At 69.9% G+C, this 23,615-nt stretch carries 21 protein-coding genes, 1 tRNA gene and 1 pseudogene; 17 read left to right on the top strand and 6 right to left on the bottom strand.

Translation table 11 applies throughout. From position 1 onward, the window contains the following. Positions 1–27: 27 nt before the first annotated feature. Positions 28–993 (bottom strand): TAXI family TRAP transporter solute-binding subunit, encoded by a 966-nt coding sequence (locus tag ACOOE8_RS08620; RefSeq protein WP_420394408.1) that lies wholly within the window; start codon positions 991–993, stop codon positions 28–30. On the opposite strand from ACOOE8_RS08620, the gene ACOOE8_RS08615 reads away from it, so the two are divergent. The 4 genes from ACOOE8_RS08615 (at position 980) to ACOOE8_RS08600 (ending at position 4,992) form a co-directional block, all read left to right on the top strand. Next, positions 980–2,314: a hypothetical protein gene (locus ACOOE8_RS08615; RefSeq protein WP_420394407.1), complete on the top strand. Its 1,335-nt coding sequence runs from the start codon at positions 980–982 to the stop codon at positions 2,312–2,314. The two genes, ACOOE8_RS08620 and ACOOE8_RS08615, sit on opposite strands and share 14 nt — an antisense overlap. Further along, the gene (locus ACOOE8_RS08610; protein ID WP_420394666.1) at positions 2,236–2,532 is read left to right on the top strand and encodes a PRC-barrel domain-containing protein; all 297 of its coding nucleotides are present in this window, start codon (positions 2,236–2,238) and stop codon (positions 2,530–2,532) included. Before ACOOE8_RS08615 ends, ACOOE8_RS08610 begins: the two co-directional genes overlap by 79 nt. Before the next feature lie 150 nt (positions 2,533–2,682). After that, positions 2,683–3,627 carry a PRC-barrel domain-containing protein gene (locus ACOOE8_RS08605; protein WP_420394406.1) on the top strand — a complete coding sequence of 315 codons (945 nt, stop codon included), beginning with the start codon at positions 2,683–2,685 and terminating at the stop codon, positions 3,625–3,627. A gap of 162 nt (positions 3,628–3,789) precedes the next feature. Continuing rightward, positions 3,790–4,992 carry a PRC-barrel domain-containing protein gene (locus ACOOE8_RS08600; protein WP_420394405.1) on the top strand — a complete coding sequence of 401 codons (1,203 nt, stop codon included), beginning with the start codon at positions 3,790–3,792 and terminating at the stop codon, positions 4,990–4,992. Between the two features lie 71 nt (positions 4,993–5,063). On the opposite strand, the gene ACOOE8_RS08595 is transcribed toward ACOOE8_RS08600, so the two are convergent. The 3 genes from ACOOE8_RS08595 to ACOOE8_RS08585 form a co-directional block, all read right to left on the bottom strand. Beyond that, entirely contained in the window at positions 5,064–6,665 is a 1,602-nt protein-coding gene (locus ACOOE8_RS08595; protein WP_420394404.1) for a TRAP transporter large permease, read from the bottom strand. Further along, the gene (locus ACOOE8_RS08590) at positions 6,665–7,354 is read right to left on the bottom strand and encodes a TRAP transporter small permease (protein ID WP_420394403.1); all 690 of its coding nucleotides are present in this window, start codon (positions 7,352–7,354) and stop codon (positions 6,665–6,667) included. Before ACOOE8_RS08590 ends, ACOOE8_RS08595 begins: the two co-directional genes overlap by 1 nt. A 64-nt stretch (positions 7,355–7,418) precedes the next feature. Next, positions 7,419–8,435, bottom strand: coding sequence for a DctP family TRAP transporter solute-binding subunit (locus tag ACOOE8_RS08585; protein WP_420394665.1), 1,017 nt, complete (start codon positions 8,433–8,435; stop codon positions 7,419–7,421). A gap of 181 nt (positions 8,436–8,616) precedes the next feature. Between ACOOE8_RS08585 and ACOOE8_RS08580 the strand changes: the two genes are divergently transcribed. From ACOOE8_RS08580 to ACOOE8_RS08540, 9 genes and pseudogenes are all read left to right on the top strand, one after another. Next, complete coding sequence (locus tag ACOOE8_RS08580; protein WP_420394402.1) at positions 8,617–10,116, top strand: MFS transporter; 1,500 nt, start codon at positions 8,617–8,619, stop codon at positions 10,114–10,116. Between the two features lie 75 nt (positions 10,117–10,191). Then, positions 10,192–10,267 (top strand) — tRNA-Thr (locus ACOOE8_RS08575). 186 nt (positions 10,268–10,453) lie between these two features. After that, positions 10,454–10,728: pseudogene (locus ACOOE8_RS08570) on the top strand (hypothetical protein); the annotation flags it as partial. Positions 10,729–10,758: 30 nt separating this feature from the next. Beyond that, positions 10,759–11,421, top strand: a complete 663-nt coding sequence (tenA, locus tag ACOOE8_RS08565; protein WP_420394401.1) for a thiaminase II — start codon at positions 10,759–10,761, stop codon at positions 11,419–11,421. After that, the gene (locus tag ACOOE8_RS08560; protein WP_420394400.1) at positions 11,418–12,155 is read left to right on the top strand and encodes an AzlC family ABC transporter permease; all 738 of its coding nucleotides are present in this window, start codon (positions 11,418–11,420) and stop codon (positions 12,153–12,155) included. The genes tenA and ACOOE8_RS08560 overlap by 4 nt, the downstream gene beginning before the upstream one ends. Continuing rightward, entirely contained in the window at positions 12,145–12,480 is a 336-nt protein-coding gene (locus ACOOE8_RS08555; RefSeq protein WP_420394399.1) for an AzlD domain-containing protein, read from the top strand. The genes ACOOE8_RS08560 and ACOOE8_RS08555 overlap by 11 nt, the downstream gene beginning before the upstream one ends. A gap of 335 nt (positions 12,481–12,815) precedes the next feature. Continuing rightward, complete coding sequence (locus tag ACOOE8_RS08550) at positions 12,816–14,261, top strand: GMC oxidoreductase (protein WP_420394398.1); 1,446 nt, start codon at positions 12,816–12,818, stop codon at positions 14,259–14,261. Then, positions 14,258–14,716: a hypothetical protein gene (locus tag ACOOE8_RS08545; protein ID WP_420394397.1), complete on the top strand. Its 459-nt coding sequence runs from the start codon at positions 14,258–14,260 to the stop codon at positions 14,714–14,716. Before ACOOE8_RS08550 ends, ACOOE8_RS08545 begins: the two co-directional genes overlap by 4 nt. 109 nt (positions 14,717–14,825) lie before the next feature. Continuing rightward, entirely contained in the window at positions 14,826–15,449 is a 624-nt protein-coding gene (locus tag ACOOE8_RS08540; protein ID WP_420394396.1) for a type II CAAX prenyl endopeptidase Rce1 family protein, read from the top strand. Between the two features lie 22 nt (positions 15,450–15,471). Here ACOOE8_RS08540 and ACOOE8_RS08535 read toward each other — a convergent pair whose 3' ends face one another. Further along, positions 15,472–16,032 (bottom strand): DUF924 family protein, encoded by a 561-nt coding sequence (locus ACOOE8_RS08535; protein WP_420394395.1) that lies wholly within the window; start codon positions 16,030–16,032, stop codon positions 15,472–15,474. 130 nt (positions 16,033–16,162) lie between these two features. On the opposite strand from ACOOE8_RS08535, the gene ACOOE8_RS08530 reads away from it, so the two are divergent. From ACOOE8_RS08530 to ACOOE8_RS08515, 4 genes are read left to right on the top strand one after another with little or no spacing between them, the layout of a single operon-like run. After that, positions 16,163–18,835, top strand: coding sequence for a TRAP transporter permease (locus tag ACOOE8_RS08530; protein WP_420394394.1), 2,673 nt, complete (start codon positions 16,163–16,165; stop codon positions 18,833–18,835). A gap of 10 nt (positions 18,836–18,845) precedes the next feature. Beyond that, entirely contained in the window at positions 18,846–19,601 is a 756-nt protein-coding gene (locus ACOOE8_RS08525) for a LamB/YcsF family protein (RefSeq protein ID WP_420394393.1), read from the top strand. A gap of 22 nt (positions 19,602–19,623) precedes the next feature. Further along, on the top strand, positions 19,624–20,337 hold the full coding sequence (locus ACOOE8_RS08520; protein WP_420394392.1) for a 5-oxoprolinase subunit B family protein: 714 nt from the start codon (positions 19,624–19,626) through the stop codon (positions 20,335–20,337). Next, complete coding sequence (locus ACOOE8_RS08515) at positions 20,334–21,317, top strand: biotin-dependent carboxyltransferase family protein (protein WP_420394391.1); 984 nt, start codon at positions 20,334–20,336, stop codon at positions 21,315–21,317. The genes ACOOE8_RS08520 and ACOOE8_RS08515 overlap by 4 nt, the downstream gene beginning before the upstream one ends. A 49-nt stretch (positions 21,318–21,366) precedes the next feature. Here the strand turns inward: ACOOE8_RS08515 and ACOOE8_RS08510 are convergent, their stop codons facing one another. Further along, positions 21,367–23,277, bottom strand: a complete 1,911-nt coding sequence (locus ACOOE8_RS08510) for a glycosyltransferase family 2 protein (RefSeq protein ID WP_420394390.1) — start codon at positions 23,275–23,277, stop codon at positions 21,367–21,369. Between the last annotated feature and the right edge of the window lie 338 nt (positions 23,278–23,615).

The following is a 23,615-nucleotide window of genomic DNA, read 5'->3' as shown; positions in this document are numbered from 1 at the left end:
CGCGTCTCGGCGCCGGCTCCGCGTGGCTTACATCCAGCCGCGCTCCTTGTAGTACCGCTCTGCGCCGGCGTGCACCGGGGCCGACAGCGAGTCGGAGATCATCTCCTCCTCGGTGAGGTTTGCGAACGCGGGGTGGAGCTGCTTGAACTGGTCGAAGTTGTCGAACACGGCCTTCACGGTCTGGTACACGACCTCCTCTGGCACGTCGGTCGAGGAGACGAAGGTGGCGCCAACACCGAAGGTCTCGGTGTCCTCCTCGTTGCCCTTGTACATGCCACCGGGGATCGTCGCCGCGCGATAGTACGGGTTCTCCTCGATCAGCTTTTGGATGGGCTCGCCGGTCACGTCGACCAGCTTGACGTCGCACGAGTTCGCCGCCTCCTGGATCGCGGCGGCGGGGTGGCCGACGACGTACATCATGACGTCGATGTTGCCGTCGCATAGGGCCTGGGCCATCTCGGCGCCCTTCAGCTCCGTCGCGAGGGCGAGGTCGTCCATGGTGATGCCGTAGGCGTCCATCACGATCTCCATCGTCGCCCGCTGGCCGGAGCCGGGGTTGCCGACGTTGACGCGCTTGCCCTTGATGTCCTCGAAGCTGTCGATGTCGCTGTCGCCGCGCACGACGATGGTGAACGGCTCGGCATGCACCGCGAAAACGGCGCGCAGCCCCTCGAACGGGCCGGTCTCCTCGAACTGCGAGGTGCCGTGGAAGGCGTGGTACTGCCAGTCGGACTGGGCGACGCCGAAGTCGAGCTCGCCGGCGCGCAGCGTGTTGATGTTGTAGACCGAGCCGCCGGTCGCCTCGGCCGAGCAGCGGATGCCGTGGTCGCGCCGGCCGCGGTTGACGAGGCGGCAGATCGCACCGCCGGTCGGGTAGTAGACGCCGGTGACCCCGCCGGTGCCGATCGTCATGAAGGTGTCCTGCGCGAGCGCCGTGCCCGTCGGGGCCGACAGCGCGGCCGCGATGGCGAGCGCGAGGATGCGTGCGGTCATTTCAGTTCCCTCGTTGCGTGGGGCGGAGGCCCCATCTCTAGTTGCAGGGCAGGTGCCCCGTCTCGACGCTGCGCGGGGTGGCTGCCCCGCCGTCTCCAAGGTGCGGAGAGGCGGCTCGCCTTGCGCCGATGGCCTCGGCCGGGTCGCGCACCGCGCCGGTCGGCGGCACGCAAGCCGCTGGGTCGCGCTTTGTCAATCTTTCGCCACCCGTCGTGCCCGCACGCCGGAACAGTATGCCGCGCCCTCTCGTTATCGAGCCAAGGGCCGCTCGGCCTCACAAGCATACCCGACAAGGAGAGTGAGCATGCACCGCAACTGGTTGACTGGGACTGCGCTGGTCGCCGTTCTGGCCGCAACACCGGCATTGGCGCAGCAGGAGGCCGGCAGCCTGAGGTTCGCCGACGAGACGGAGCTTCAGGCGAGGGTCGGCGAGATCGATACGGACGGCGACGGCTCCATCACCCGTGAGGAGTATGAAGCCTACCTCGACGAGCAGGGCGTTCAAGAGCAGGAGCGCGAGAGCCTCCTCGTAGACTTCGACACGATCGATGCCAACGCCGACGCCATCGTCGTGGTGGCGGAGCTCGAGCAGGTGATGACCATCCCCGCCGGCCAGGCGCAGGGTGGGCAGCAGCAGGCTGGCACGGCGACCGGTGCGGCGACCGCCGCGCAGGTGGAGGTCCAGCAGGCCACGCCTGACGTGAACGTGCAGCAGCCGGCGCCGACCGTCCGCGTCGATCAGGCCGATCCGACGGTTCGCGTGGCGCAGCCCGAGCCCGAGGTCGCGGTCACGCAGCAGCAGCCGCAGGTCGAGGTGCGGCAGCCTGAGCCGCAGGTTCAGGTGCAGCAGCCGGAGCCGACCGTCCAGGTCGAGCAGCCCGAGGCACAGGTCGCGGTGCAGCAGCCCCAGCCGCAGGTCGCCATCGACGCGCCGGCGCCCGAGGTCGAGGTGCGCCAGGCTCAGCCGCAGGTTCAGGTCGAGCAGCGCCAGCCCGAGGTCCGCGTCCAGCAGCCCGAGCCCGAGGTGAACGTCGAGACCGCCGAGGCGAACGTCGAGGTCCAGTCCGAGGAGCCCGAGGTCGTCATCGAGCAGGCCGAGCCCGAGGTGATCATCGAGAAGGTGACCGAGGCCGAGCCCGAGGCGTATGACCGAGCGGGAGGCCGAGACCGACGTCGCTGTGACAGACCCAGCGCGACACCGAGGTTGCCGTCGCGCCGACCCAGACCGAGGTTGCGGGCGGCATCCCGTTCCAGGACCTCGAGGGCGAGGCGGTCTACAACAACGCGGGTGAGGAGTTCGGCGACATCGCTGAGTTCGTGATGCACCGCGAGACGGGCGAGATCTACGCGGTCGTGTCGGCCGGTGGCTTCCTTGGCCTGATCGGCGACAGCGAGATCGTGTTCCCCTACAGCGCCATCTCGATGGACGGTGACCGCGTCATCATCGACACGAACCTCACCGAGGACACCCTCGAGGAGCGCGAGGACTACGACGAGGCGCTCTACACGGTGGTCCCCGACGACCGCATCGTGCGCTGACGGGGCGTCCATGACCGCATGACGATCGAAGGCCGGGGCCCAGCGCTCCGGCCTTCGCGTGTGACCGCCATGCTGCCGCCGCCGCGACCGTCCCATGCCGGTCGTGCGCGTTGCGACAGTTCAACACCGACCACGAGGAGCCCCCATCCCATGAAGTTTATGACCGCCACAGCGCTCGTCGCGCTCGTCGCCGCCTCCCCCGTGCTCGCCCAGACGGCCACCGAGCCGGCCGAGCGCGAGGCCGCTGCGGCGAGCGAGGTCGATGGCGAGCGCACCGTCATCATCGTGCGGCAGCCGGCTGCCACCGTGCGCGTGTTCGAGCCGGCGCCGACGGTGACGGTGACGCAGCCCGCGCCACGCATCGTCGTGCGCCAGTACGACCCGATCGTCACCGTGACCCAGCAGGAGCCGGAGGTCACCGTGAGGCCGGTGGAGCCGCAGGTGCGGGTGGAGCTGCGCGATCCCGAGGTCAGCGTCGAGCAGCCCGAACCCACCGTCGCCATCGCCCAGCCCGAGGCGCAGTTCGAGTTGACCGTCCCCGAGCCCACCGTCGAGGTCCGCGTGGGGCAGCCGCTGGTGGCCGTCCAGCCGATGGCGCCCGAGGTCGCGGTCGCGACGCCGGAACCCGAGGTGCAGGTCACGCAGCCGACGTTCGACGTGCAGGTCGAGCAGGAGCAGCCCACCGTCCAGGTCGAGCAGGCGCAGCCGCAGGTCGAAGTCGAACGCACCGCGACGGTGCAGCCCGACGCTGCGCAGGTCGCCGTGGCCGATCGCCCCGCAGCGGCGCGCACCGAGGGGGACCGCATCCCCCGCGACCAGTTGATCGGTGTCACCGTGCGCAACGCGGACGGCGACGCCGTAGGCGACGTGGAGGACGTCCTCATGGATCGCGACACGCGCCAGGCGGTCGTCGTCATCTCCGTGGGCGGTGTGCTCGGCCTCGGCGAGACGGAGCTCGTCTTCCCCTACACCGACATCGACTTCGACGGCGAGGAGGCGATCCTCCTGACGGCGGCGGACGAGGCCGCGCTCGAGAACCGCCCCGAGTACGACGAGGACAACTATGTCGAGTTGCCTGCCGAGATGATCGAGTAGGCCCACGTCACCCGCGAGGGCTGACGGCCCCGTCCGCGCCGACCGTGCGGGCGGCGTTCGTTTGTGGGCGGGCGCATGCCTGTCGTCTCGCCGTAGGAACGGTCGGCAACGACTTTTTGCGGAACGTGTTGTCACACGCCGCAATTTACCAACGAGAACGCGGTGGACCACACCGCGCGCATCAAACATTCAATTGAGGAGCCTTCGATGACAGCCAAGTGGATGTTGGGCACCGCGCTCGCCGCGGTGATGGCGGCCGGTGCGCCGGCGCTCGCGCAGACCGACATGTCCGAGTTCGGTGAGTGCGCGCTCAACGAGATGACGAACGAGGAGTTCTTGGGCCTCGACCTCGACAACGACTCCGGGCTCACGCAGGAGGAGTATCGCGAGTGCCTGACCGAGAACGACATCGATCTCTCGGACGAGCAGATGCAGTCATACGATGCGGCGTACACGGAGGCTGACGTCGACGCTGACGGCCTTCTCATCTACGCCGAGATCGAGGAGATGCAGGGTTCTGCCCAGCAGGCCGACGCCGCTCCGCAAGGCACCATCACGGTGACGCAGCCGGCCGCCGATGTGACCGTCGACCAGCCGGCGCCGGACGTGACCGTCCAGCAGCCCGAGCCAACGGTCCAGGTCGAGACGCAGCAGCCCCAGGTCGACGTGACGACGCCTGAGCCGCAGGTCGCGGTGCAGCAGGCGGAGCCGACGGTCCAGGTTGAGCAGCCCGAGCCGACGGTTGCAGTTGAGCAGCCCGAGCCGACGGTCCAGGTGGAGCAGCCTGAGCCGCAGGTCGACGTGACGGCCGGCCAGCCCGCCGTCGAGGTGGAGACGCAGCAGCCCGAGGTCGCGGTGCAGACCCCGACGCCCGAGGTCGATGTGCAGCAGCCCGAGCTCGACGTCCAGGTCGAGCAGGAGCAGCCACAGGTCGCGGTCGAGCAGGCGAGCCCGGACGTCGCGGTGCAGCGCACCACGGAGGCCACTGCTGAGACCGAGACCGAGACCGAGGTCGCCGTGGCCGAGACCCAGCAGGTCGAGGTGGAGACGGCGGCGACCGGCGCGTACCAGATCAACATGGGCGAGCTGTCGGGCGTCGAGGTGTTCAACTCTGCCGGCGAGGAGATCGGCGAGATCGACACCGTCCTGCTCGACCGTCAGCAGAACACCCCGGTGGTGATCCTGTCCGTGGGCGGCGTGCTCGGGATCGGCGACAGGGAGATCGCCTTCCCCTACGACGACTTCGAGATCACCTCCGAGCAGGTCGTGCTCAACACCCCGATGTCCGCCGATGAGATCGAGGACATGGAGGAGTACAACGAGGCGGACTACGACGAGCTGCCGGAGACGATGATCGTCCAATAAGGCCGCTCAACGCTGCAAAGACCAGGAAGCCGGGGCAAGTGCCCCGGCTTTTTTCGTTGCCGGAGGCCAGCTCAGCGGGTGACGATCTCCGGCCCCATCAGCGCCGTCGGCAGGAAGGTCGACAGGATCGGCACGTACGTGACGAGGATGAGGAAGACGAAGAGCACGGCGACGAACGGCAGCGCCGCCCACACCACCTGGACGAGGCTCATCCCGGTGATCCCCGACGTGACGAAGAGGTTGAGCCCGATCGGCGGCGTGATCATGCCGATCTCCATGTTGACCACCATGATGATGCCGAGGTGGATCGGGTCGACGCCGAGCTGCACGGCGATGGGGAACACCACCGGCGCGACGATGAGGAGGAGGCCGGACGGCTCCATGAACTGTCCGCCGATGAGGAGGATCACGTTCACCGCGATGAGGAAGGTGAACCAGTTGAAGCCCGCGTCGAGCATGACGCCGGTGATCGCCTGGGGAATGCGCTCGGACGTCAGGACGTGGGCGAAGATCAGCGCGTTCACGATGATGAACATCAGCATGATCGTGGTGCGCGCGGCGTCGATCATGACCTTGCGCGTGTCCGGGTGGACGACGGTGAGCGGCGCGAACACCGCGGACTGCACGACGTTGCGGCCGAGGATCGCGAGCCCCGCGACGAGCGCGACCGGAATGCGGACCGGGCCGACCTTGATCGCCATGTAGACGAGCGCGGCCACCGCGCCGAGCACCGCGCCGAGCACGGCGCGCTCGCCGAGCTCGCCCTCGCCGCGGGCGAAGTAGCCGATGATGAGCACGATGATGCACAGCGCGAGCCCGTACACCCACGCGAAGAACCCGGCGCGCCCGACGTCGCTGACCCCGTCCGGCAGGAAGCGGCGACCCTTCAGCGGGCCCATGTCGCGGTAGACGAACAGCGCGATGACGAAGGCGTAGACCGCGGCGACGGCGGCCGCCTCGGTCGGCGTGAAGATGCCGCCATAGATGCCGCCGAGGATGATGATGACGAGGAACAGCCCCCACGCAGCGTCCTTGCCGGAGCTCAGGAGCTCGCCCCAGCCCGCCCACTCGCCCTTGGGCAACCCGCGGAGGCGGGCCATCACGAAGATCGCCCCCATCAGCATCAGCCCGGCGAGGATGCCGGGGATGACGCCGGCGAGGAACATGCGGCCCACCGACACATCGGTCGCGGCGGCATAGACCACCATCACGATGGAGGGCGGGATCAGGATGCCGAGCGTGCCGGCGTTGGCGATGACGCCCGCCGCGAAGTCGCGCGAGTAGCCCACCTGGCGCATGCCGGCGATGGCGATGGTGCCGATCGCCACAACCGTCGCCGGCGAGGACCCCGAAAGCGCCGCGAACAGCATGCACGCGAGCACCGAGGCCATGGCGAGCCCGCCGCGGAACGAGCCGACGGTGGCGATGGCGAAGCGGATGATGCGCTGCGCCACGCCGCCAGTCGACATGAACGCGGAGGCGAGGATGAAGTACGGGATCGCGAGGAGCGTGTAGTTCTGCGACGCGGTGAACAGCTGCTGCGCGACGGAGGAGATCGTGTCCTGCGAGAAGAACGCGATGATGAGGATCGAGGAGAGCCCGAGCGACACCGCCACCGGAACGCCCGCCAGGAGGAGGAAGAAGACGAGCGCGAAGAGGATGCCGGCTTCCATCAGTCCCTCAGGATGTTGCGGTTCTCGTTGACGAGCTCCTCCGCCTCATGGCTCGCGATGACGAGCTCGCGCTGGCCCTGCCAGATCTCCACCAGCGCCTGCAGCGCGCGCATGGCGAGGAGCCCGAGCCCGACGGGTAGGATGATGTAGGCGACCCACCGGTGGACGCGGTCCTGCCCGGCGAACTCGCGCATCCACTCGGGGTAGAGCAGGTCGTCGAGCCCGATGGGCAGGCGGAAGAAGCGCACCCAGTAGTCCACCGCTCCGCCGCCCTTGGTGGTCGCGCCGAAGGCGGTCAGCCACGTGCCGTGGATGAGCAGGACGGCGTAGAGGATCACCGCCGCCGCGCCGAACACCGCGAACGCACGGAACAGCGGCCGCGGGAGGAGCCGGATCACCGAGTCGATGCCGAGATGCGCGCTCACCTTCAGTCCGTAGCTCATGCCGAACAGGATGAGCCAGGCGAACAGGATGCGATTGAGCTCCAGCGAACCGACGATGCCGGAGTTGAAGCCGTAGCGCAGCACAACCTGCACGAAGGCGAGGAGGACCATGAGCGCGAGGATGATCGCGATGAGCGACTCCTCGAGCACCGCCATCGCGCGCGGCGCCAGGCGGTCGAGGATGAAGTAGGTGCCGACGAACGCGGTCAGCGTCAGGAGGGGGAAGTTGACGAGGATGTCGGTCATCGCGGGTCCCGCCGCGTGGGAGGGACGCGGCCGGCCCAGATCCGGGGCCGGCCGCGCGGACTCGTTAGGAGCTTGCCTCGCCGGCTGCCACGGCGGCGTCGATGAGGTCTTGGCCGATCTCCTCCTCGAACTGGCCCCACACCGGCCGCATGGCATCGACCCAGGCCTGCCGCTGCTCGGGCGTCAGCGTACGCACCTCGCCGCCAGCGTCGACGATGGCCTGCTTGGCCTCCTCGTTCAGCTGCGCGGACTTCTCGTTGTACTCGCTCGACACCTCGTCGAAGATCGTGAGGAACTGCTCGCGCGTTTCGTCGTCGAGGCTATCGAGGAACTCCTGGGTCGTCACTGCAAGGTAGGTGAGAACCTGGTGGTTCGTCTCCGTGATGCCGTCCTGCACCTCGAAGAACTTCATCGTGTAGATGTTGGTGTAGGTGTTCTCCTGGCCGTCGACGACGCCGGTCTGCAGCGCGCCGTAGACCTCGTTGAACGCGAGCTTCTGGGCGTTGGCGTCGAGCGCCTCGATCATCTCCTGGGCGATGTCGGAGGTCTGCACACGAAACTTGAGGCCCGCCGCGTCCGCCGGCACGAGGAGGGGCTTGTCGGCGGAGAAGTGCTTCATCCCGTTGTTGATGTAGCCGAGGCCGACGTAGCCGTAGTCCGTCATGGATGTGAGGAGGCTCTTGCCTTCCTCCGACACCACGAAGCGGTCCACCGACGCGAGGTCTGGGAACAGGAACGGCAGGTCGAACAGGCCGAGCTTGCGCGTGTAGGCGCCGAACTTCGACAGCGACGGCGCGGCGAGCTGGACGTCGCCGAGCAGGAGCGCCTCCATCACCTTGTCGTCGTCGTAGAGCTGCGAGTTCGGGAACACCTGCATGCAGGCCTTGCCGTCCATCTCCTCGTTGATGCGGTCGGCGAGGGCCACCGACATCTCGCCCTTCGGGTGGCCGGTGTTGGCGACGACGTGGCTGAACTTGATGACCGTCTCGCCCTCGTCGCAGGCGTCGGTCTGGGCGAACGCGGTGGTCGAAAGCAACGTCAGCGCGAGCGCGCCCGACGTCAGCTTGGCGAAGTTTTTCATGGTGTTCGTCATGGGCTTGGCTCCCTCGATCGTTTTATGCGCGTGGTGTTACACGAAAGCACGCCTTGCGGAAGCGGCATTCGCCGGGCGCGCGGAGCCGTGATCGCGGCGCTGGCGAGCGGTCGCACGCCCGCCGCCATCGTGTGGTAGCGCTGGGTGCGCGGGTGATGAAGGGCGGGCCATGGCGAGCGACACGGCGATCGCGCGATCGATGTGCCAGGGCGAGGCGGACGCGTCCTGTCCCCGTCACCTGCGCAAGTATGTCCTCGGCGTCGCGGTGCTCGGCTCGAGCCTCGGCTTCATCGACGGGACCATCATCACGGTGGCGGTGCAGCCGATCCGCGAGGGGCTCGGCGCCTCGTTTGCCGCCGTCCAGTGGGTGGTCAACGGCTACACGCTGACGCTCGCTGCCTTCCTGTTGATCGGCGGGGCGGCGGGCGACCGCTTCGGCAAGCGGCGCGTGTTCGCCGCCGGGATCACGTTGTTCGCCGTCGCGTCCGTCGCCTGCGCGATGGCGCCGTCCGTCGAGGCGCTCATCGTCGCCCGCCTCGTGCAGGGGCTCGGTGCGGCGATGATGGTGCCGGCCTCCCTCGCGCTCATCGCCGTCAACTACTCGGCCGAGGAGCGCGGCCGCGCGGTCGGCATCTGGGCGGCCGCGTCCGGCATCACCTCGGCGCTCGGCCCGATCCTGGGCGGCCTCCTCATCGACCTCGGCTCGTGGCGCTGGGTGTTCATCATCAACGTCCCCATCGCTGCGCTGACCCTCGCCATCCTCTTCGCCCGCGTGCCGGCGGACGAGCCGCAGGAGGGCGGTCGCTTCGACGTTCCAGGCGGCATCCTCGCCTTCCTCGCGGTGGGGGCGGTGGCGCTCGGCTTCACGCTCGCCGAGCGCGCCGGCCTCACCGCGCCGCTCCCCATCATCTTCGTCGCCGCGGGCGTCGCCCTCGCCGCGCTCTTCGTGGCCTGGCAGGCGCGCGCGACGACGCCGATGCTGCCGCTCGCGATGTTCGCCTCGCGCACCTTCTCCGTCGCCAACGCGGAGACGCTCCTCGTCTACTTTGCGCTCGGCGGGATCCTGTTCTTCCTGCCGATCACCATGATGGAGGCGCATGGCTGGTCGGCCACGGAGGCGGGGGCGGTGTTCCTGCCGTTCACCCTCACGATGGCGGTGGTCTCGCCCATCGCGGGGCGGCTCGCCGACCGCATCGGCGCGCGCGTCCTCCTCATCGTCGGCCCGCTCATCGTCGCCGCCGCCTTCGCAGCCCTCGGCATCCTCGCCGGCGACGCGGACACCATCGTCGACATCGCGCCGGCCATGATGGCCTTCGGGGTCGGCATGGGCCTCGCGATCCCACCGCTGTCGTCGGCGATCCTGAACGACGTGGGATCGGAACGCTCCGGCGTCGCCTCGGGCGTCAACAACGCGGTGGCGCGCGTCGCCGGGCTCCTCGCCATCGCCGTCCTGGGGCTCGTGGCGAGCCTCGTCTACCAGGCGGCGACGGGGACGACCTCGGGCTTCGCCGGCCCGGTGGAGGGCGATGCCGAGGCGCGCAGCGCGGCCATCACGCACACCTTCCTCGTGCTGACCGCGACGGCGGCGACGCTGTGCGTGGCGGCGTCCGGCCTCGCCCTCCTGCTGCCTCGGCTGCGCGAGGCCGCTGCCGACGCGAGCCCCGCCTGACGCTGCGGGCATGGCCAGGCGTCCGCACCACGCCTTGCAGCGCCGCCCGCGGACCGGTATGGGTGGATTGCGTTAGCCGCTGTAGCTCAGCTGGTAGAGCAACGCATTCGTAATGCGTGGGTCGGCGGTTCGAGTCCGTCCAGCGGCACCATCCCCCGCGACCAGCGGCCTTCTCGATGGGCAGCGCGCAAGGCGCAAGTGGTGCCAGCATGAAACGCGGCGCGGGCTGCACGAGCTTCCAGCTCGGACCGCGCCCCGATGGTCGGCCCGCCGTGGGACACCCGCACCCTTCTTCCTCGCGGGCCTCCTCACCGGCGGCACGATCGCGGGCGGACTGAGTTCGTTCTCCTTCGACGGCGTCACCGGCGCGTTCGGGTTGACGCAGAACCTCTTCCACATCGCCGTCGGCCTCGGCATCGGCCTCGGCCTCGGCATCGGCGCCTTCTATTCCATCCTCGTGCCGTCGGCGGTGATGGAGGCCCAGCCGCTCGTCCATGCGCCGGAGGTCGTCACCGGGCTCCTTGGAGGGAGCTCGTCATGCTGGCGCTGTGGCGCTCGATCCTGCACAACCGACGTATGGCGCATCGCTCCGCAGAAGGGGGCGCGTCCTGAGGACGCCGTGCTGACCGTGAGCGAGGACCGATGAGCTTTTCCGCCACCGCCTGGCTGCGCAGCGAGGCCGCCTACGAGGCGATCCGCACCATGCCGTTCAACGCGGGCCTCGCTGACGGCACGCTGCCTCGCGAGACGTTCGAGCACTACATCGTGCAGGACGCGCACTACCTCGTGGGCTTCGGCCGTGCCCTCGCCATCGCCGCCGCGAAGGCGCCGCACCCCGATCGCATCGTGCAGTTCTGCGATGCGGCGAAGGAGGCGATCGTGGTGGAGCGCGCGCTGCACGGGTCCTTCTTCGAAGAGTGGGGCATCACTTCGAACACGTTCGCCGACATCCCGGTGTCGCCGTCCTGCCACCACTACGTGTCGTACCTCATCGCCACGGCGTTCGCCGAGCCCTACGAGATCCTGCTCGCCGCGCTCCTGCCGTGCTTCTGGATCTACGCGGAGGTTGGGCGCGACATCCACGCCCGTGCGGCCGACGGCAACCCCTACAGGGCCTGGATCGACACCTACGCCGGCGAGGAGTTCCACGTGGCGGTGCGGGGCATGCGCACGGCCACGGACGAAGCGGCCGAGGGCGCGACCGAGGACACGCGCGAGGCCATGCACTCCGCCTACAACGCCGCGACGCAGCTCGAGTACATGTTCTGGGATGGCGCCTACCATCGGCGCTCCTGGCCGCTGTGAGCGCCGCCGAAGGTGCGGCGTCCCCGCGGCTCACCGGCCGCGGGATGCGCCGTGGCGCACGCCGGCTCGCCCCCGTGTCCCTCTTCGTACTGCCGTTCGGCCTCGCCTACGGCGCCGCGGCGGTGGAGCGCGGGTTGTCCGCCGCCGAGGCGATCGTGCTGAGCGCAACGGTGTTCGCGGGCGCGGCCCAGTTCGCCGCGCTCGACCTCTGGACGACCCCGCTGCCCTACCTGTCGCTCGCCGCCGTCGTGTTCGCGGTCAACGCGCGGCACATCATCCTGGGCGCCGCCTTGTCACCCTGGTTCAACGCACTGCCCGTCCGCCAACGGATGCTGGCGCTGCTCCTGCTCAGCGATGCCAACTTCGCCGACGCGCGGGCCGCCCATCGCGACGGCGAGACCGACGCTGGCGTCCTGTTGGGCGGCGGCCTCGTCCTGTGGCTCGCGTGGGTCGTCGGCACCGCGCTCGGCGCGAGCTTCGGCGCCGTGATGGGCGACCTCGCAAGGTTCGGGGTCGACGTGGTGATGGCCGCGTTCTTCGCCGCGGTGGTCACGCTCAGCGTCGGCACGCGCCGCGCGGCCGAGCCGGTGGTCGTTGCCTGCGTCGTGGCCGTTGCGACGATGGAGGTGCTGCCGCTCGGCTGGAACCTCATCGCCGCGGCGCTCGCGGGCGGGGTCGTGGGCGCGCTGCGCCATGACGGTCGAACCGGCAACGGCCGCCGCCATGGTGGTTGATGCGGCGACGGCCGTCGCTGTGGGGGTTGATCCCGCGACGGCCGTCGCGATCGCGCTCCTCACCGCCGTCACCATCGCGACGCGCCTCCTCGGTCCAATGATCATGCGGGTCGTCGGCGCCCCACCGCGGGTCGAGGCGTTCCTCGAGGCGATGTCGGTGTCCGTCCTGGCTGCCCTCGTCGCCACCATCGTCGCCGTGAGCGGGCCGCGCGAGTGGGTTGCCGTCGGCGTCGCGGCGGTCGTCGCGGTCGCCTCGCGCAGCGCCATCTGGGCGATGTTCGCCGCCGTCGCCGTCGCCGCGACCTGGACCGCAAGCGTTCCCTGATCAGCCTCGACCGCCGCCGCAAACGGGGCAGGTCCGCCACGTCGGCGCGCCGTGCACCCGTTGCCGTAAGCACAGAAGACCCGCCGGCCGACCGGCTAGTGCCGCCTCGCCGGCAGATCTTCCCCCTGTCCCAACCTAAGGGTTGGCTGCCCGCTGGAAGCAACCCATAAGGACAACTCTAATTAACCCTAAGATTGAGCCGGACAACCAAGCTCGATAACCGACGTCTAATGGAAAAACTAGTATTCTGTATCTCTGGTTGTACATAACGTTCATTGCAGAGCGTTGTTTCGTGGACCATGTTCGCTGGAGACCAGTGTCATGGGAACGTTCGGATGCGCGTGGACGACAGCTACGACGTCATCGTCGTTGGTTCCGGCTTTGGCTCGCTGTTCTTTCTTGACGAGCTTCTGCGCCAACCCGGCCTGCGGGTGCTTCTTCTGGAACGTGGCGAGCGATGGGATCACCTGAAGCGGATCCAGGAAGGGTCGAACTCGCCCATCGACGCTGCGGACACGTTCGTCGCTCGTCCCCGTCCTGGCGCCGAGGACAAGGTCTGGAACTTCACGATCGGCCTCGGCGGCGGCACCAACTGCTGGTACGCGCAGACCCCGCGCCCGCTGCCGTCCGACTTTGCCATGCGCTCGCGGTTCGGCGTGGCACAGGACTGGCCCTTCGACTACGACGCCCTTGAGCCCCACCTTGCGCGGGCCGAGGCGCTCATGTCGGTCGCGGGCGATGGTCGCATCGGGCACGTGTCGCCACGGTCGGGACCCTATCCGCAGCCGCCGCACCGGTTCTCCTCGGTGGATCGGGAGATGGTCCGGTCCCATCCTGAGCACCACTTCGCCTTGCCCACCGCGCGGGCGCGCGTTGCGACCGAGCGACGGCCTGCGTGCTGCGCGACGTTCCGCTGCGACCTGTGCCCGGTCAACGCGAAGTTCACCGGCCTCAACGACATGGCGTTGCTGTTCGCGAACCCGGCGGTGACCGTCCTGACAGGAGCGAGGGTGCGCCGCCTGCATCACAACTCGGGCGTCGTCCAGGCGGTCGAGGCCGAGGTCGACGGAACGCGGCGGGTTTACGCGGCCGATCTCGTCGTCCTCGGCGCCAACGCCATCCACAGCCCCGCCATCCTCCAAGCGTCCGGCATGGCGGACGAGAACACCGGCCGGTACCTGCACGAAAGCTGCGGCTCCCGCGTCGAGGTCCTGCTCGATGGCCTCGACAACTTCGACGGCAGCACGGTCACGACGGGGATCAACTACGCCCTCGCGCAGGATGACACGCGGGATGCGCGAGGCGCCGCGGTGCTTTTCTTCGAGAACCGCTGGACCTTCGGCCTGCGCGCCGAGCCAGGCCGCTGGCGGCAGAGCGCCCCCATCACGCTCGTGGTCGAGGACCTTCCTAACCCGGACAACACGGTGACCCTCGGCGGCGACGGCGAGCCCGTCGTGACGTACAACGAGGCCACGCCCTACGCGAAGCAGGGGACGGAGGCGGCGGTGGATGCGCTGCCCGCGCTCCTCGCCGGCCTTCCGGTCGAGGACATCCGCTTCCATGGGTACCGCCGTACCGAGTCCCACCTGCAGGGCACGCTAAGGATGGGCAACGACCCCGCGACGTCGGTGGTCGACGCCGACCAGGTGCACCACCGCTACCGCAACCTCGTCGTGGTCGGCTCTTCGGTGTTCCCGAGCTGCCTCAACGCCAACCCCAGCCTCACCGTCGCGGCATTGTCACTTAAGGCCGCGTGCGCCGTCACGGGAGCGAAGCCATGACCCTGTCGCGCCGTGCGCTCGTCCTCGGCTCAGCCGCCGGCCTCGGCCTCGTCGCGCTGGGCGGCGGGTTCACCCTCGCCCTGCGTGGACGAGGCGACTTCCTCCGCGACATCCTAGAGCGCGCCGTCGGTCCGTTCGACATGCCGACGAAGGATTTCGAAGCATTCGCCACGAGCTTCGACAGGGAGCTGGGCGACGCGCTCGGCGACCAGGACGGCGCGCGTTGGCGCGCTGTCCGCTTCATCGCCGGGCTGGTGCCGCTCGACATCCTGGCTGCGCCCGACAACGGCACGCGCTTGGCACAGAAGCTTGCTACCTACGAGCGGCTGGTCGTGACGCACTTCTTCGTGACGACCACCTTCGCGGTCGAACGTGGGGACCGTCCGGTCCAGTACGTCGGCGACTTCGGCTGCCGCAACCCGTTCGCACAGTTCGCGATGGACGATCGCCGGTAAGCGCGGCCACCATCGTCGTACGCGGCGAGGTACTCCCCGCGGATCATGACCAAGCCCCGGTCGACGCACCAGGGCTTGACCAGCGCTGCGCCGCCCGCGAATGAACGCCATGACAGGCTCGCGTCTCATCCTCGCCGGCGTCGTTCTCATCGGCGGCATGACCATCATCGTGCCGCTCCTCACCGGTTGGTGGCCGGGCGACCTCGCGGGCTACTTCACCGTCCTCGGGATCTACTGGTTCGGCTGGTGCCTCCCCGTCGCCATCGCCGCACATCGTCGCGCCGGCTGGTCGACGCTCACCCTCAAGCTCCGCGGGGCGCTGTGGGTGCCGGCGGCGGTGCTCGCGTTCCCGGCGTTCGTGGCGGTCTACGCGTTCGCCACCGGCCGGCTCGACACCACGCCGGCGATCCTCGGCGCAGGGTTCGCCGCCGCGCTCGTCAACGCGCCGCTCGAGGAGGTCGCCTGGCGCGGCTCCTACCTGGCGCTCGGCCCGTCGAACCCCGCGTTCCAGACCGTCGGCGTTTGGCTCTTCGCGTTGTGGCACGCGCCGCTCACCTTGGCCGTCGGCGTCGAGTTCGGCTTGACCGCCGTGTCCCTCGTCACCGTGACGTTCATGCTCGGCGCGTTCTGGGCGTTCGTCGCCTGGCGCACGCGGGGCGTCGGCTGGCCCATCGTCGGGCACGTCGCGTTGAACGCGGTCGCGTTCCCGGTGCTGATCAGCGCCAACGTGTGAGCCGGTCGCAGGACGGCCGGCGTCAGCCCGTGAAGCCGCCGCCCTCGAGGTAGGCGGTCTCCGCCGCCGTCGTCTCGCGGCCAAGCACGGCGTTGCGATGCGGGAAGCGGCCGAAGCGGCGGATCGCGTCGTGGTGGACGAGCGCGTAGTACGCGAACTCCTGCGGCGCGCTGGCGAGGTAGAGGTCGAGGCCACGCTCCTGCACGGCGAGGTCCTCGCTGTGCTGGTAGGGCAGCAGGTAGAAGTTGCGCACCGGCCAGGCCTGGGACAGGTGGTGCTCGCGCCCGATCGCCGCCTCGGCGACGGCCAGCGCCTCGTGGTCGGTGTCGAACTGCTGCGGCGTTCCGCGCAAGACGTTGCGCGGGACCTGGTCGAGCAGGAGGACGAGGGCAAGGCTGCCGGCGGCGGTCAGTTGCCAGCGGTCGAGCTCCCCTTCGGCAGCGCGCTCGTAGAGCGGCAGGTGCGCGCGGCACGCCTCGTCGAACTCGTCCGACTTCACGAACCACCGATCCGGCCCGGCGCTCACCCAGAAGTCGACGAAGCGTAGCGCTTCACCGTCCTCGGCATCCTCGTCGGTGCCCATCGTCCGCCCCCAAACCGCGGGGAAGAAAGTTCTTCCCCAGTCCCACAAAGCATGGAACCCTGATCGGCACCAACGGCGGGGGCACCCCCGCCGCGGGCCGCGACGACGGTCCGATCACGAAGGGCCGACGATGACGCAAGCAACCTCCGCCGACGCCCCCGGTGCCTCGACCGCCGCCGACGACCTCGTCGCGTCGGTGGACACCGGCGCGCGCAGCCCGGCGGGCTGGCAGCGCTGGTTGGTGCCGGGCATCGCCTTCGTCTGGTCGCTGTTCCAAATCTACGTCGTCTCGCCGATCCCCTTCCTCCTCGCCGAGGTCGTCCCCTTCCAGGTCGTCTTCAACAACACCGAGATCCGCGCCATCCACCTCGCCTTCGCGCTCGTCCTCGTCGCGATGGCGTTCCCACTGTTGGCGCGCGCGCCGCGCGACCGCATCCCGCTCTACGACTTCGTCTTCGCGATCCTGGGCGCGGGCTGCTGCCTCTACCTCGTGCTTTTCGCCGACCAGATCGCGACACGACCCGGCCTGCCCAACGACGTCGACCTCGTGGTGTCAACGCTCGGCCTCGCCCTCGTCGGCATCGCGGTCTACCGGGCGCTCGGCCTGCCGCTCCTCGTCGTCGCGTCGCTATTCCTCGCCTACGTGTTCTTCGGGTCTTCGGAGATCTTCCCGGACGCCATGCGCTGGGCCGGCGCCTCCTACGAGAAGGCGACGTGGCACTTCTGGATGCAGACCGAGGGCGTCTTCGGCGTGGCGCTCGGGGTATCGGCGACGCTGATCTTCCTGTTCGTGCTGTTCGGCTCGATCTTGGAGAAGGCGGGGGCGGGCAACTTCTTCATCAAGATCGCGTTCGGACTGCTCGGCCACCTGCGCGGCGGCCCCGCGAAGGCCGCGGTGGTGGCGTCCGGCCTGTCGGGCATCTACTCCGGCTCGTCCATCGCCAACGTGGTGACGACGGGGACCTTCACGATCCCGCTCATGAAGCGGACCGGCTTCCCGGCGGAGAAGGCCGGCGCGGTGGAGGTCGCCTCCTCGACCAATGGGCAGCTCACTCCGCCGGTGATGGGCGCGGCCGCCTTCCTCATCGCCGAGTTCACCGGCACGGCGTACACCGACCTCATCGTGTACGCCTTCCTGCCGGCGATCGTGTCCTACATGGCGCTCCTCTACATCGTGCACCTCGAGGCGCTGAAGCTCGGGCTGAAGGGCCTGCCGGCGCCCATCGACACCAAGGCGCGGTCCGCGGCGCGCCGCTACGGCGGCTTCCTTCTCGGCTTCTTCGCCCTCGCTGCCCTGGCGTTCGCGGTGCACTACGGGCTTGGCGCGGTGCGTGCAGCGATGCCGGGGGCGACGCTGGAGACCGCCGTCCTTCTCTTCCTCGCGTTCTACCTCGTCTGCCTCGTCGTCGCCGCGCGCCAGCCGGACCTTGAGGTGGACGACCCCAACGCGCCGCTGCACGAGATGCCGCGCGCCGGCGCGGTCGCCCTGACGGGCCTCCACTTCGTGCTGCCCATCGTGGTGCTGCTCTACCTCGTGATGGTGGAGCGCCTGTCGCCGAGCCTGTCGGCGTTCTGGGCGACGGCGGCGATGGTGCTCATCGCGTTGACCCAGCACCCCATCAAGGCGCTCCTTCGCGGGGGCCGCGGGCTCAGCGACGCCTTCGCGCGCGGCGTCGACGAGTTCATCCGCGGCATGGTCGGCGGCGCGCGCAACATGATCCCCATCGCCATCGCCACCGGGGCTGCGGGCATCATCGTCGGAACCATCTCGCTGACCGGCGCGCATCAGGTGGTGGGCGCGCTCATCGAGTCCCTCGCCGGCGGCTCGCTGATGCTGATGCTGATCCTCGTCGCCGTCATGAGCCTCATCCTCGGCATGGGGCTGCCGACGACGGCGAACTACATCGTCGTGTCCTCGCTCATGGCGCCGGTCATCATCACGCTGGCGGCGTCCGAGGGGCTCATCGTCCCAGCCGTCGCGGCGCACCTTTTCGTGTTCTACTTCGGCATCCTCGCCGACGACACGCCCCCGGTGGGCCTTGCCGCCTACGCGGCCGCGGGGATCTCGGGGGGCGATGCCATCAAGACCGGCTTCCAAGGATTCGGCTACGACATCCGCACCGCGCTCCTGCCGTTCCTGTTCATCTTCAACACCGAGCTCCTCCTGATGGAGGTGGTGTTCGTGGATGGCGAGCCGGTCGCGCAGTTCGTAAGCTGGCTGACCGGCATCAAGGCGTTCGTCATCGCCGCCGTCGCCATGCTGATCTTTGCGGCGGCGACGCAGCGCTACTTCATCGCCAAGTCGAACCTGTTCGAGACGGCGCTGCTCCTCCTCGCCGCGCTCCTCTTGTTCCGTCCCGGCATCGCGCTCGACCTCGTCCAGCCGGCCTACGACAGCCGCGAGGGCACCGCGCTCTACGAGGTCGTGGAGGCACTGCCGCAGGACTCCACCGTCCGCCTCGAGCTCGAGGGGACGGACTTCAACAACCCCGATCAGCGTCGCTCGATGTTCCTCGTTGTGCGCACCGGCGAGGGCGAGACGGGGGAGGACCGCCTCGCTGAGGTCGGCCTCACCTTCCTGCCCGACGGCGAGCGGCTGACGGTCGAGGAGCCCTTCCCCGCGACGCCCTACGCCTACCTGTCCCAGGACTTCGACTTCTACGCGGAGGAACCCGTGGTCCTCGAGACCGTCCAGACCCGCAACGAGCGGATGGCGAAGGAGGTGTTCTACATCCCAGCCTTCATCATCATCGCGCTGGTCGTCCTGATGCAGCGGCGCCGCCAGACGGTCCCAGCGTTCTGAGCCCGCGGTCGTGAGGATCGACCTCAACGCCGACTGCGGCGAGAGCTTCGGCCCTTGGCGCATGGGCGACGACGCGGCCATCCTCAAGGTCGTCACGTCCGCCAACGTGGCCTGCGGCTTCCACGCCGGAGACCCCGACACGATGGCCGCCACCGTGGCGCTCGCCAAGGCGAACGGCGTCGCCGTGGGCGCACACCCGGGCTACGAGGACCGCGCCGGGTTCGGCCGCCGCGTCATCCCGATGGCACCGGCGGCGGTCACCCGCATGGTGGCTTACCAGGTCGGCGCGCTCGCGGCAGTCGCCGCTCTGGAAGGCGTCCGGCTCGCCCACGTCAAGGCGCACGGCGCGCTATCCAACCACGCGAGCGTCCACCGTCCCACCGCCGACGCCATCGTCGCCGCGGTGAGGTCAGTCGACCCGTCGCTCCCGCTCCTTGCCACCGCGACCACCGCGCTGGAGGTCGCCGCGCGGGACGCTGGACTGCCCGTCAAGGCGGAGATCTTCGCCGACCGCGCCTACGAGCCCGACGGCAACCTGATGTCGCGCGCCAAGCCGGGCGCCATCGTCGAGGACGCCGAGGAGGCCGCGGCGCGCACCGTTGCCATGGTTCGCGCCGGAGCCGTCATCGCTTACGACGGGACGCACGTCTCCACCGCCATCGACTCGGTCTGCGTGCACGGCGACAACGCCCATGCGGTCGCGGTCGCCAGCGCGGTGCGCGATGCGTTGGAGCAGGCCGGCGTCACCGTCGCCGCGTCCCCTTGAGCGCCGGGCGCGGGTCGGATTGATGGGGTGGCTCGACGGCGCGGTGATCCGGCCGAGTGGGGAGGCCGCCTTCGTCGTCGAGTACGGCGAGGCGATCGACGCGGAGGTCGGCCGCCGCGTCGGAGCGCTCGCCGCGGCGCTCGACGAGGCCGCGCCGCAGGGCTTCGTCGAGGCGGTCCCCACCTTCCGGTCCGTCCTCGTGCTGTACGATCCGGACGTCACCGGCGAGGACGCGATCCTCGCCGCCCTGCCGGACGCGCCCTCGGCCGGCGACGCCGCGCCTGGCGCGCGCTGGCTCGTCCCCGTGTGCGTGACCGGCGCGGCGGCGGAGGACCTCGAGGAGGCCGCCCAGGAGCTCGGCCTGGCGCCCGACCGGCTGCGCAAGACGCTGCTCGCCGGGCGCTACCAGGTCGGCATGTACGGCTTCGCACCGGGCTACGCTTACCTGTCGGGCGTAGATCCGTCCCTCGCGATCCCCCGGAGGGCGAAGCCGCGGCCGCCCATGCCGGCGGGCAGCGTCATCATCGCCGGCGGCATGGCGGGCCTGTGCTCGGTCTCCATGCCGACGGGATGGTACGTCGTCGGCCGCACCGCGCTGACGCTGTTCCGCCCTGACGCCGACCCCATGGTGCCGTTCGCCGTCGGCGATGAGATCGCCTTCGAGGCCGTCTCGGCGGACGAGATCGACCGACTGGCGTCGACGCCCGACGGCGGGGTGCGCGCGCTCAGGCGATGAGCGGGGCTCGCATCCGCCTCGTGGAGGCGAACCCCCTGACGAGCGTGCAGGACGCCGGCCGACGGGGGGCGATGCGCTACGGCGTCTCGCAGTCGGGGCCCATGGACTGGGTGCGCTTCCGGCTGGCGACGGCGCTCGCGGGCGCGCCGCCGGGCGCGTTCGAGGTGGGTCTAGCCGGCGCCCGCTTCCTCGCCGAAGGGCCCGTCGCGGTCGCCGTCGCAGGGCCGGGCTTCGAGGTGCGCGTGGGCGAGGTCCGGTTCGCCGCTCCGGTGCGCCTCACGATCCCGGACGGTGCCGAGCTCGCCATCGTCCCGGGCCGCCATGGGATGTGGGCGTACGTCGCCGTCGCAGGCATCGACCTCGGGGCGCCGCTCCTTGGCTCCTACGCCACCAACGTGCGCACCGGGCTCGGCGCACGCGACCTGTCCGCCTGGTTCCCCTGCGACTCGGGAGCCGACGCCTCGCCGGCGTTGTTCGCCGACCCCTACGACGACGACGGGCCGGTCGGCGTGCTCCCCGGACCGCAGCACCACATGTTCGATGCAGCCTCCCGCGACCGCTTCGTCGAGGCAGCATGGCGGATCACCGATCAGGTCGACCGCATGGGCTACCGGCTCGACGGCCCGGGCCTGTCGGCGAGGCGGCACGACATCGTCTCGGACGGCGTCGTCGAGGGCGCGGTGCAGGTGCCGGGCAACGGGCTGCCCATCGTGCTGATGGCGGACCGTCAGCCCACCGGGGGCTACCCCAAGCTCGCCGTCCTTGCCGCGGTCGATCGCCCGCGGCTTGCGCAACGCCGTCCGGGAGACACCGTCCGGTTCGAGTGGACGGACGCCGCGACCGCTGCGGCGCGTCGCCGGGCCATCGTCGAGGCGACGGGCTCGCCCGCCGAGCGGGTCCTTCGAGAGATCGACCCCACGGTCCTCGCGACCCGCAACCTCGTCAGCGGCGTCTGGCCCGCAGCGTCGGAAGGCCTTTGACGGTCGACGCCGCCCTCGGCGTTGCGCGTTACGGGCACGGGGATCGTGCCTAAGCTCGTCGCGTGCGTCCGAAGCGGGGCCGTCGCGGGCGGCGCGCCACGCCATGGGTGGTCTTGCGCCAGTGATGGGGGCTGCGCACGAGGTCGTGCAGCGCGATGAGGACGGCGGCCCCCATGAGGAGCCAGTAGACCGGGAACCACAGCACCGCCCATGGGCTGATCGCGATGCCGCGACGGTGCCGGATGCTGATGGCGCCCAGCGCGAAGCTTGCCGTGTAACCCAAGGTGACGGCGAGCGTCTGGAGCCCACCGACCCAGGCGGACGGCCCGAACAGGAGGTTGGCCTGTCCCGATGCAAGGAGCGCGAGCTGGAGGACGAACGCGCAGTGCGCGAGCGCTGCCGCGAGTGCCCCCAAGAGGAACAGGTGGAGCACGACCGCATCGGCGAGGCCGACCTCGCGCACCAGCGTCCGTGGCGCCCGGTTGTGCACGAGCCAGGTCTGCATGAAGCCCTTGAACCAGCGCGAGCGCTGCTTGAGCCATGCGCCGATGGTGACCGGCGCCTCCTCGAAGGTGTGCGACGGGATCATGGCGGTGCGGTAGCCGAACCGGCGCATGCGGATCGCGAGGTCGGCGTCCTCGGTGACGTTGTAGGGATCCCAGCCCCCCACCCGCACCAGCGCATCGGTCCGGAAGTGGTTCGACGTGCCGCCGAGGAGGAGGAGGCGGCCGTGCGCACCCACCATCGGCATCACGTGGTCGAACAGGCAGGCGTACTCGATGGCGAACATCCTGGTCAGCCAGTTGTCGGACACGTGGTCGATGGTGAGGCGCGCCTGCAGCGCAGCCAGGTCGGGCGGGGATGCCGCGAACACCTCCGCGGCGATGCGCAACTGCAGCGGGTCCGGTCGGTCCTCTGCGTCGTAGATGGTGACGTACTCGCCGCGGGCCTGACGCAGGCCGACGTTGAGCGCGCGAGGCTTGGTGCGCGGTCGACCGCCCGGCACGATGGTCATGCGGCAGTTGAGCCCCGCCGTCTCGCGCAGCACGGCGTGCTGGGTGAGGGTGTCGTCCGCCTCCACGAGGAACTGGACGTCGAGCTTCTCGTGCGGGTAGTCGAGCCGCCGCAGGGCCTGGACCAGGTGAGCGAGCCCCCGGTCCTCGCGGTAGAGCGGGACGAGGACGGAGTAGTCCGGCAACGCGCCCGAGTTGAGCCGCGGGCGCAGCGCGCCCGGCGTGTCGGTCGCGGCGAGGGCGAGCGCGCGCGTCGACGCGTACGCGAGTAGGACGCCGGTCATCGTGAGGATGCCGCCGTTGAGCGCGATGGCAGGCGCGTGCGCCGCGGCCGTTGCGACGGCGGCGAGCCCGACGAGCCCGATGGCACCCTGGCCGCGGGTGATGACGCGTTCGGCAAGCGCGTGCGCAGGCACCCCATGCAGCGGCTCAAGGCGCCCGATGTTGATCCTCGGCCCATCCAAGGGGACCGCCGCGGCGAGCGCTTGAGGGGGAACGACGACGAGCTGTGCTGCGATGTCGGGCCGACGGGCCAGAAGGCTCGCGAGCTTGGGCAGCCAGCCGCTGGACGGAACCACCGAGTAGCGTTGAGTGCCGCCCACGCAGGCGCGTAGGACGACGCCGTCATCGGCGAGGAGCACCGTGGGGTCGTCTCCGACGGTGCGCCTCAGGACATCGCCGCGATCGAAGCCGCAGCCCAGCCAGCGGGCGATGCCGGCGTAGTAGTCGACGTCGCTGAACGGCCGCGGCGCGGCGCAGCGACCATGGGCGACTTCGACGAGCCGCCCGGAGCCGCCATCATGCAGCGCGAAGGCGGCGTCGAGGCAGTCGTCCGGCGTGGCCCTGCGGAGGAGCTCGGCGAGGGCTTCGTCGGGTCGGCGGCCCATCGTCATGCCGGCGCGCCGGTTCCGCAGGCCGAACGCGACGCATGCCTGCCGCGGCGTCATCGGCGGCCGCGACGCCACCCTGAGGATGGATTCTGCGTGCGTTCTGGCCAGCCTGCTGGCCACGCGCACGGGGACACCGTCGTCCTGCCACACTGCGCGATCGGCCATGGGACGACGTGCCCTCACGATGAACGGTCGACCCTAATCACTTTTTGGTTGAGTTATCAACATCCTACAACCACTTTACTTCCGAAGCGGGCGCTCATGTGGCGCTGCGTTGTTGCGCTGGCGAGGCGGCCGTCCCCGCCGCCTCACCGTTCGTCGGTGGGCCCGGTCCGTGGTCGACCGCGGACGACCGTTCGTCGGTGGAGACGAGCCTTAGGAGGTTGGTCATGCCG

The organism is Acuticoccus sp. (assembly GCF_965213555.1).
In the GTDB taxonomy this organism is placed as follows: Bacteria; Pseudomonadota; Alphaproteobacteria; order Rhizobiales; family Amorphaceae; genus Acuticoccus.
This window is presented reverse-complemented; position numbering and strand designations above follow the sequence as displayed.